10 protein-coding genes are annotated in these 7,044 nt (G+C 41.3%); 5 read left to right on the forward strand and 5 right to left on the reverse strand.

The genetic code is table 11. The features are described from left to right. Positions 1-109 precede the first annotated feature (109 nt). From KAU88_03385 to KAU88_03400, 4 genes are all read right to left on the reverse strand, one after another. On the reverse strand, positions 110-625 hold the full coding sequence (locus tag KAU88_03385; GenBank protein ID MCK4477556.1) for a hypothetical protein: 516 nt from the start codon (positions 623-625) through the stop codon (positions 110-112). 95 nt (positions 626-720) lie between these two features. Beyond that, positions 721-1,233, reverse strand: coding sequence for a hypothetical protein (locus KAU88_03390; protein MCK4477557.1), 513 nt, complete (start codon positions 1,231-1,233; stop codon positions 721-723). 23 nt (positions 1,234-1,256) lie between these two features. Next, positions 1,257-2,204, reverse strand: coding sequence for a hypothetical protein (locus KAU88_03395; GenBank protein ID MCK4477558.1), 948 nt, complete (start codon positions 2,202-2,204; stop codon positions 1,257-1,259). 69 nt (positions 2,205-2,273) lie between these two features. Continuing rightward, a complete protein-coding gene (locus tag KAU88_03400) occupies positions 2,274-2,642 on the reverse strand; it encodes a hypothetical protein (GenBank protein MCK4477559.1) in 369 nt (122 codons plus the stop codon). Positions 2,643-2,826: 184 nt separating this feature from the next. Here KAU88_03400 and KAU88_03405 point away from each other — a divergent pair, with 184 nt between their 5' ends. Continuing rightward, complete coding sequence (locus KAU88_03405) at positions 2,827-4,080, forward strand: Glu/Leu/Phe/Val dehydrogenase (GenBank protein ID MCK4477560.1); 1,254 nt, start codon at positions 2,827-2,829, stop codon at positions 4,078-4,080. Positions 4,081-4,109: 29 nt separating this feature from the next. Here the strand turns inward: KAU88_03405 and KAU88_03410 are convergent, their stop codons facing one another. Next, a complete protein-coding gene (locus KAU88_03410) occupies positions 4,110-4,544 on the reverse strand; it encodes an Lrp/AsnC family transcriptional regulator (GenBank protein ID MCK4477561.1) in 435 nt (144 codons plus the stop codon). Positions 4,545-4,669: 125 nt separating this feature from the next. Here KAU88_03410 and KAU88_03415 point away from each other — a divergent pair, with 125 nt between their 5' ends. From KAU88_03415 to KAU88_03430, 4 genes are all read left to right on the forward strand, one after another. After that, complete coding sequence (locus KAU88_03415) at positions 4,670-5,332, forward strand: peroxiredoxin (GenBank protein ID MCK4477562.1); 663 nt, start codon at positions 4,670-4,672, stop codon at positions 5,330-5,332. Positions 5,333-5,420: 88 nt separating this feature from the next. Beyond that, positions 5,421-5,828 carry an OsmC family protein gene (locus tag KAU88_03420; protein MCK4477563.1) on the forward strand — a complete coding sequence of 136 codons (408 nt, stop codon included), beginning with the start codon at positions 5,421-5,423 and terminating at the stop codon, positions 5,826-5,828. Between the two features lie 46 nt (positions 5,829-5,874). After that, positions 5,875-6,561 (forward strand): flavin reductase, encoded by a 687-nt coding sequence (locus tag KAU88_03425; GenBank protein ID MCK4477564.1) that lies wholly within the window; start codon positions 5,875-5,877, stop codon positions 6,559-6,561. Position 6,562: 1 nt separating this feature from the next. Then, on the forward strand, positions 6,563-7,044 hold a 482-nt coding region (locus KAU88_03430), incomplete at its 3' end, for an MBL fold metallo-hydrolase (GenBank protein MCK4477565.1).

Raw genomic sequence — 7,044 nt, forward strand, 5'->3', positions numbered from 1 at the left:
GACTATTCAGTCTAGAAACTTACCTATATATCGCCTATGTTCGTGGCAAAAAAAAGAGAAGCGTGGTTTGTGGGTTTCTTTTGAAGAGCCGTGAGATGGATTATGCATACTATGAGACTGTTACGAGGCCTTCAGATAGCATGTGTGGAATGGGCCAGCCTACGTAGTCTTTAGGAGCTTCCCAGTACTTTATAGTTGCGAGATTGTGGATGTAAAAGCTAAGCGAAGAACTTCCTTTGGTTTTAGCTTTGAAAGTGAATTGCATCAATTCTACTTCGCCATTTTGAGGAGTTGTTCCAGCGACCCAGAACAAATATTCAATTTGGCCAGAGATAAATCTCCAATGTGGCGTTCTGGCTCCAACATATTCTAGGACAGAGCGGTCAAACACCAAGCCAATCTCGTAACCCCAAAGATCTTCCACATCATTTACCATTACATTAACCGTAAAGATTTCGCCAAGTTTCACTTCTGGTGACCCAGGATCGAAGTACACTGTACACTCTGGAGTGTCAGATTGCACATCCCTATCTGCAAAAGCGAATCGATGAGACGAATATATCGTAGCACCTGCCATCATAATGACAAAAAGACCTAACACAGCCACGCTTTTCATTCTCAACAAATCGAGCGTTTTGATCTCCTCCTTTTTGAGATGTCTAAGGTGTTATTCTTTCAGCACCGTGATTGACTGAGGCAGGATGTTATTTAAGATTTGGCTTAAGGAATTCCTTCTACTACCTTAGAGAAGGCTAACCCTTTATGTACACGTGCTTGAACGAAAAGGTAACTTATAGATCCAACAATCTCCCCTTCAACTCTCAACGTGTACGTTTGGCTTCGGATACTACTCAAAACATCGTTACCCGTAACGTCGTGAATGGAATAGAAAAAGGTGTCCTCACCAGCAGGCAGGTTCTCGTTTAGGGGTAAGCTCACTCCTATAATATATTTCTCATCAATATACAAAGAAATAATTATTTCCTCAATACTTATTGGAAAATCAGTTGGATTCTTTAAAATGAACGTTATGTTCAATTGGATGGAATCGGGTTGGATAGAAGGATATTCAACTCTAGTCACTTCGAAGGTGCTTAATGATTCCATTAGAGCAACGGTGTAAGTATTATTCAGATAATTATAGATTGCAGCTATGACGATGACAATAATTAGAGCCAAAACTACCAGTACACGTAACAGTTTCTTTCTTCGATCCGCCTCTTTCCCTCTCACGTGTGGGCCTCAAGCTTTCGCATTCATGGTCTTTTGTACCCGTACCAAGGAGTTATCATAACGATGTCGAAAATATCAATTTTGCCGTCGCAATTCACATCATAGTTGGTGTTGTACAATGGATCACCTTTTTCAGAGCCATAGGCTGAAGCTATTAACACGATGTCAAAGATGTCCACATCCATATCTACGTCAAAATCACCAGGATGCGCGACTTTCACGCCATCATAAATGAGGCTGTTGTCGCCTTTATCAGTTTCACCAAAGACCTGATCTACCGTGGCATTCAACAGGTAATCCTCATATTCTATTGCATCCGTTACCTGCCAAGCAAAGGTCACAGTGAGGGTGCCACTTTCGTCTAAGTAAATCTGCGTTCTGTTTATATCAACATTGTTGGCATAGAGCGTCACATTGAAAGTTTCAGGAACATTGCCTTGATTTTCCAAAGTAACGTTCACATGAAAGCAGTATCCCTTAAAAACCACTGTTTTAAGAGGCGTCAGCAACGTAACTGCTATATCGTGAATCGGTTCAATAGCTAAGGTGATTATCCCATCTTCGAATCTGTTGTTTTCCATTTTAGTTTCGCCTTGTACAATTGTTGCGTTAGCAGATATGATGTAGTCACCCGGAGATATGCCGCTTGTGTTCCAAAAAAATATTAACGTTTCTTCAGTATTCGGCGGCAATCCAAATACAGCTTCAGTATCAATTGCAATACTGTCATAATACGTGGTAACGTTGAAGGTTTCATCTCTCACCGTTCCGTTGTTTAATACAACAACCGTAATGTTTACAAGATCTCCGATGAACACGCTTGTAGAGGATGGAGTAACACTAAGGATGGCTATGTCATAGAACACGTTGCTGAAATATCCGTCTTCACTTGTGTGACTTATTTGCTGCCCGTTCGAGTCGGAGAGATCACTACGGGATATATCTATAGGACACTCTCCGAAGTCTATCACTGTAAATGTTATCTCAAAGACTGTTCCACTGCCATTAAAGGATAGCCCACCAAAAGTAATGAAGGCGACTCAGCAAGCTCCCGCTGTTGCGTTTACTTCATTTTTAACTTGCATTATTGGTTCATGTAGAATTCCATCAGTGTAATCTTCCACAGGAATTTTCACTACGTGATTGGTGTAGTTTAATATTGAAGCATTCCAACTCAGCTGAATGTCAAGCCCTTTAAGATCAGTAACATTAGAGATTTTTAATGCAATGGTAAAATTCTTCGAAGGGATCAACGTTATGTCTGTGATGTTAGATGGGTCAACATAAACCACTGTCTGGCTGGTTAGGGCAAACTGTCCATGAACCGCTGGTTTTATGCTGAATCCAAAAGTGAAGAGGTTGATCAGGATAATTCCAAGAATTAAGAGAATTTTGATTATCGATCTCATGTTTACTTTCCCTTTGGCTAAAATGTTCAAGCGGACATTTATCAGTTATGGAAATGTCTTCCACTGAAGGATTATTGATTTTCTGCTGATAAATAGTTTCTAAGGAGTACATGCAAACCGTGAAAGCCCAAATTTTAAGTGCATTTCTTCATAAAGAGGTAGCAAAAGGTTTGGAGATTGACAAATGAGTAGAGAAATAGGACCATTAGACGTTGCTTTAGAACAATTAGAAATCGCAGCGGAAATGTTGGAGTTAGACCCGGGGGTTCACGCATTTCTAAAACGTCCTAAGAGAACGCTTACGGTTTCGATTCCGATTAAGATGGACGACGGTGGCATTTGCATTTTCTGGGGCTGCCGAGTTCAACACATAGACGCTCGAGGTCCATTCAAAGGGGGAATTCGCTACCACCCACATGTTGATTTGGCCGAAGTTACAGCCCTCGCGATGTGGATGACATGGAAATGTGCAGTAGTTGACATCCCCTATGGCGGAGCAAAAGGCGGCGTCTGCTGCAACCCAAAAGAAATGTCCCAAGCCGAGCTTGAACGACTAACAAGGCGATACACAAACATGCTCCTCGACTTCATTGGCCCCCACAGAGACGTACCCGCCCCAGACGTCTACACAAACGCCCAAACAATGGCGTGGATAATGGACACGTACAGCCGATTCAAAGGCTACAGCGTACCCGAATGCGTCACAGGAAAACCTATAATCATAGGCGGATCCGAAGGAAGAGCCGAAGCAACCTCTCGAGGAGTCATAATTTGCATAAGAGAAGCCGCTAAACGTTTAGACATGAAAATGAAAGGTGCAAAAATAGCGGTGCAGGGATATGGCAATGTAGGATGGAACGCCGCTAAAATAGCATACAACATGGGAGCAAAAATTATTGCAGTAAGCGACTCCAAAGGCGGAATCTACAACTCGCAAGGCTTAAATCCATACAAAGTTTTTGAACACAAAGAAAAGACGAGCTCCGTCTCAGGGTTTAAAAAAGCGAAAAAAGAAGTAACAAACGCTGAGCTTCTGGAACTTAAATGCGACATATTAATCCCAGCAGCATTAGAAAATCAAATCACCCAAGCAAACGCTGGAAAAATAAAAGCAAAAATAGTAGGCGAGGGAGCAAACGGACCCACCACACCAAAGGCAGACAAAATACTCCGTGAGAAAAAGGTGTTCTTGATACCAGATATACTCGCAAACGCGGGCGGCGTAACAGCTAGCTACTTCGAGTGGGTTCAAAATTTGACTCGAGAGCACTGGACTTTAGAAGAGGTAAACGGGAAGCTGGAAAATATTATGGTAAAATCCTTCGATGGTGTGTACAAGAGTATGAGCAGGAAAGAAACTGATATGAGAACTGCCGCATTGCTACTGGGCGTGGGAAGAGTCGCCAAAGCCATAGAAACGCTGGGACTTTGGCCCTAATTTCAATCTTTGCAGGCGCGTGCTTTCACTCAGCTCTTTAACTTCTCTAGGATAATTGCGGGGCAGATTTTTTTAACACCCGCGATTTTTCCGATTTTTTCAGAAATTAGTCTGGTCAGTTCTCTTCCGTCATTTGTCCATATTTCGGTCATTATCATATGGTCGCCTGCTGAGGTGCATACCATGCGGATCTCCTTTATCTCACAGAGTTTTTGAGCTGCCTCTAAAAGCTTTGTTGGATCTACATCGACTCCAACAATCGCAATGGTACGTATCCCAATTTTATACGGATCAATTTCAACTGTGAATTTTTTTATTACTCCTCTCTTTTGGAGTGCTCGAACCCTTTTTCTAATTGTAGACTCGCTTAGTTTTAGCTTTTTAGCTATTGCTGTAAATGCACCTCTACTATCTTCTTGAAGCAGCTTTAGAATCTTCAAATCTAAACTATCAACCTCTAACATGGTTGCTCCTTCCGATTTTCGGATATATTTGTCTCTTTTTAGACGAACTCATTACGAAAAACATATAAGTTAGTCCGACATAAAAGGTTTTTGTTACCAAAATAGGATTGAAAGGTGTGAAAAAAATGGAAGAAAAAGATATAGTTAAAGAGAAAAAACCATTGCTACGATTAGGCGAAATTGCCCCGGATTTTGAAGCAACTACCACACATGGTAAAATAAAACTTTCAGATTTCAAGGGAAAATGGGTCATCCTGTTTTCTCATCCAGCCGATTTCACGCCAGTTTGCACCACGGAATTCGTCGCTTTTGCAAAAATAAACGATGAATTAGTGAAAAGAAACGTGAAGTTAATAGGATTAAGCATCGACAGCACTTTCTCGCACATTGCCTGGATTAGAAAAATAAAAGAAAAATTCGGAATCACAATTCCATTCCCAGTGATAGCTGATTTAGACATGAAAGTCTCTAATCTTTTCGGCATGATACATCCAGGTGAAAGCGCAACCGCTGCCGTAAGATGCGTATTCGTGATTGATCCTGAAATGAAGCTAAGAGCCATGATTTACTATCCGCTGAATGTTGGACGGAACATGCAAGAAATTCTAAGACTTGTGGATGCTTTGCAAACTGCTGACAAATACAAGGTTGCTGCTCCCGCAAACTGGAAACGAGGCGATGACGTTATAGTTCCACCACCATCAACTCAAGAGGCAGCAGAAAAACGTCTACAAGAAGGCTACGAATGCATAGACTGGTTCCTATGCAAAAAGAAACTTCCGCCATAATTCCCCTTTTTTAGAAGGCGCAGATTTGGAAAAACTAAAAACATTAGGGTAATATGAGTAAACAAAAAGTAAGATGGAGTTGAGTTTTATGATTTCAAAGGCCAAACTCATAAAGGATTTGAGAGTAATGGTTGATAACGGAAGAGCTCATACTATATGCTTGGATCTGCCACCTGAGCTCGGCACAGATATGGGACCCACTGCTCTAGAATTTGGAGTCATGAGCTTCTCCGGCTGCTTTGCCACCATCTTTTCATTAACTGCAAAGAAAATGAGGATTCAAATAGAGGATTTAGAAGTTGAGCTTAACGCCCAAAAATCTGAGAAAACTGGCACGATAGCGTCGGCTGAATTTGACATCACTGTGAAAAGCGATGCTGGAAAAGACAGAATTCACAGAATTTTTGAAATAACCCAGAAAAACTGTCCCGTTGGAAAACTCTTTGAGCAAGCAGGTGTGAAAATAAGCTACAATCTGAAGCACATAAAAAAGTGACAAAGAGGAACGCAGTAGAGCATTTTAAAGAAACTATGGTGAAATAATGAACAACAAAGCGTTACATAAGATTAGTTATGGCTTATACATCGTAACTTCCGGAAAAGAAAATAATTGTAACGGGCAAATCGTCAACACGCTATTCCAAGTAACATCAGAACCACCGACAATAGCGGTGAGCATTAACAAGCAGAACTTCACACACGAATTCATCAGAAAAAGAAGCGTTTTAGCTGTCTCGATTCTTTCAAGGAATACACCATTGAAGTTCATAGGCCATTTCGGTTTTAGAAGCGGAAGAGACATAGATAAACTTGAAGGAGTAAACTTCAAAATCGGAAGAACTGGCGCACCAATAGTCTTGGATCATACAATTGCATATTTAGAAGCTAAAGTTATTAAAGAAGTCGATGCAGGTACACACACCATTTTTATTGGCAAAGTAGTTGACGCTGAAATCCTTACCGACGAGAAGCCTATGACTTATTTTTACTACCATATAATAAAGAAAGGCGCAACTCCTAAAACAGCTCCAACTTACCTAAAAGAAGAAAACAAGGAGAGTGATAGAATGACAAAATACAGATGCGTAATTTGCGGGTACATATATGACACAGAAAAAGGAGACCCAGACTCTGGAATAGAGCCTGGAACTTCGTTCGAAGAACTGCCGGATGACTGGGTTTGCCCACTTTGTGGAGCAACAAAAGATCAATTTGAAAAGGTCGAATAAAATGAAGCCGAGAAAACTAAAAGCAGACGTTCATTGGGTTGGAGCGGTTGACTGGGATAGACGACTCTTCGATGAACTCATTCCACTTCCCGACGGGACGAGTTATAACGCTTATCTAGTCAAAGGCAGTGAAAAAGCAGCTTTGATAGACACCGTTGACCCACCCATGGCCAGTGTGCTAATCAACAACCTAAACAGGCTAGAAGTTAAAAACTTAGATTTTGTGGTCGCAAACCATGCGGAACAAGACCATTCTGGGACACTGCCGCAGATATTGAAGATGTATCCAAATGCCATGGTTGTTGCAACCCCTAAATGCAAAAACTTGCTTATGGAACTGCTTCTGATTCCTGAAAACAGAATTATGACAGTGAAGGATAGGGAAACCCTGTCGTTAGGGGATAAGACCTTAGAGTTCATCCATGCTCCATGGGTTCACTGGCCAGAGACGATGCTGACATATCTAAGAGAAGACAAGATACT

Source organism: Candidatus Bathyarchaeota archaeon, from assembly GCA_023131225.1.
Taxonomy (GTDB): domain Archaea; phylum Thermoproteota; class Bathyarchaeia; order Bathyarchaeales; family SOJC01; genus JAGLZW01.

Bases quoted from the DNA above. Each gene is read 5' to 3' on its own strand.
- KAU88_03400 (MCK4477559.1), bottom strand. From the start codon at position 2,642: ATGAGATCGATAATCAAAATTCTCTTAATTCTTGGAATTATCCTGATC.
- KAU88_03405 (MCK4477560.1), top strand. From the start codon at position 2,827: ATGAGTAGAGAAATAGGACCATTAGACGTTGCTTTAGAACAATTAGAA.
- KAU88_03410 (MCK4477561.1), bottom strand. From the start codon at position 4,544: ATGTTAGAGGTTGATAGTTTAGATTTGAAGATTCTAAAGCTGCTTCAA.
- KAU88_03415 (MCK4477562.1), top strand. From the start codon at position 4,670: ATGGAAGAAAAAGATATAGTTAAAGAGAAAAAACCATTGCTACGATTA.
- KAU88_03420 (MCK4477563.1), top strand. From the start codon at position 5,421: ATGATTTCAAAGGCCAAACTCATAAAGGATTTGAGAGTAATGGTTGAT.
- KAU88_03425 (MCK4477564.1), top strand. From the start codon at position 5,875: ATGAACAACAAAGCGTTACATAAGATTAGTTATGGCTTATACATCGTA.